Source organism: Corynebacterium lubricantis DSM 45231 (assembly GCF_000379425.1).
GTDB lineage: Bacteria > Actinomycetota > Actinomycetes > Mycobacteriales > Mycobacteriaceae > Corynebacterium > Corynebacterium lubricantis.
On the sequence record NZ_KB902233.1, the window covers coordinates 1 to 1,630 of the forward strand.

Sequence of the window (1,630 nt, forward strand, 5' to 3'; positions counted from 1 at the left end):
AGCTGAGTCGAAAGGTACCGCGGTGGTCTCCTTGCTGGTCGGCAGGGGGGGTTCACCAGGCGGTAGCTGTACACCACACTATTGGACGCAACCAGGTTAAAGTTGGTATCCGCGTTCTCGGGCCAGGGTCGGGAACTCTCGGTGAATATCAATCCACTAAAAAGCACCTAGATCCGCGGCCACCATTGGTGGAGGGAGCAGCACTGCTTATTACCAACAGGTACCCCTCCTACGAGAATTTGTACCAAAATGGATTCATTGCAAGTCGAATCAGGAATTATCAGCAAGAAGGCACCCGAGTTGTAGTGTTTTGCTTGAATCCAGGCATTCAAGAGCTGGAATTCCGCGAATTTGAAGGCACACAGGTTCTAACAGGGCCACAAGAAGTACTGGAGAAACTAGTTTCCCAATCGGAATACGGAAACATACTGGTACATTTCTTGTCACCTGAAATGAAAGAAGTGCTGGATAAGGCACCTAGTAACAAGAAGATCATTGTGTGGATTCACGGCTTCGAAGCGCAGCCTTGGTGGCGCCGAGCAATACTCTACACTGACGTCGTATCGGTCGAGAAGGCCAAAAAGCAATCTGAAATTCGAATGGCATTCTGGGAGAGAGTAATTTCTACGTGCCCTTCAAACTGGCATTTTGTGTTTGTTTCCCAATGGCTGGCGAAGACTTTCTTCTTCGACATTGGGCTGAACCTTGAGCGCGCAAAGTACTCTGTCATCCATAACTTGGTCGATACCGAAAAGTATATCTATCGTCCAAAAGGGATTGAGCAGCGATTCAAAGTGCTATCAATTCGACCGTTTGCGTCAAAAATCTATGCAAACGATCTGAGTGTGGCAGCAGTCAAATGGCTCAGCGAAAACTACGACGACTTTGACAAGTTTGAGTTTAGCTTTTACGGCGATGGTCCACTGTTTGATGAAACAGTTGAACCCATACTTAACCTCGACAATGTTCAAGTCTTCCGAAAATTCCTTTCACAATCGGATATTGCCAGAATCCACGCAGAATATGGCGTATTTTTAGTGCCAAGCCGAATGGACACGCAAGGAGTGTCCAGAGGAGAAGCAATGTCCTCCGGCCTTGTTCCCGTAACAACAGACGCAGCCGCCATCCCGGAATTTGTCGACACCAAATCTGGCTTAATGGTTGAACAAGAAAATCCTATTGCTCTCGCAAAGGCACTAATAAAGTTGGCGGAAGATCCTGGTCTTTTCTCTGAGTTGTCTCGAGGCGCAGCAAATCGTGTTCGCGAGCAGTTATCCGCAACTGAAACAACGCTCCAGGAAATCTCTCTCATTGAGGAATCGATCTAGTTCAAATATAGACCATTGGTTCATGCCCATCGGATGTTTCTAGCTCTTTGTACCACATATAAATCACCGTGCATTGATTTATGAGGTGCAATAGGCGAGGCGAGTTCTGAAAAATGAGCTCGCTTTTCCATTTGTAATGGACTGAAAGATGTAGCTTAGCTAATAAGTGACAAGAAAAGTCCAGCACCTTACTTTCCTGGTGCTGGACTTTGGTTGCGTCCAATAGTGTGGTGTACAGCTACCGCCTGGTGAACCCCCCCTGCCGACCAGCAAGGAGACCACCGCGGTACCTTTCGACTCAG

General features: G+C 47.5%; 1 protein-coding gene. It reads left to right on the forward strand.

Annotated features, from left to right (window positions below; all coding sequences use genetic code 11):
* Positions 1 to 1,328: glycosyltransferase family 4 protein (locus A37O_RS0111490; protein ID WP_211208376.1), on the forward strand; the 1,328-nt coding region annotated here is incomplete at its 5' end.
* Between the last annotated feature and the right edge of the window lie 302 nt (positions 1,329 to 1,630).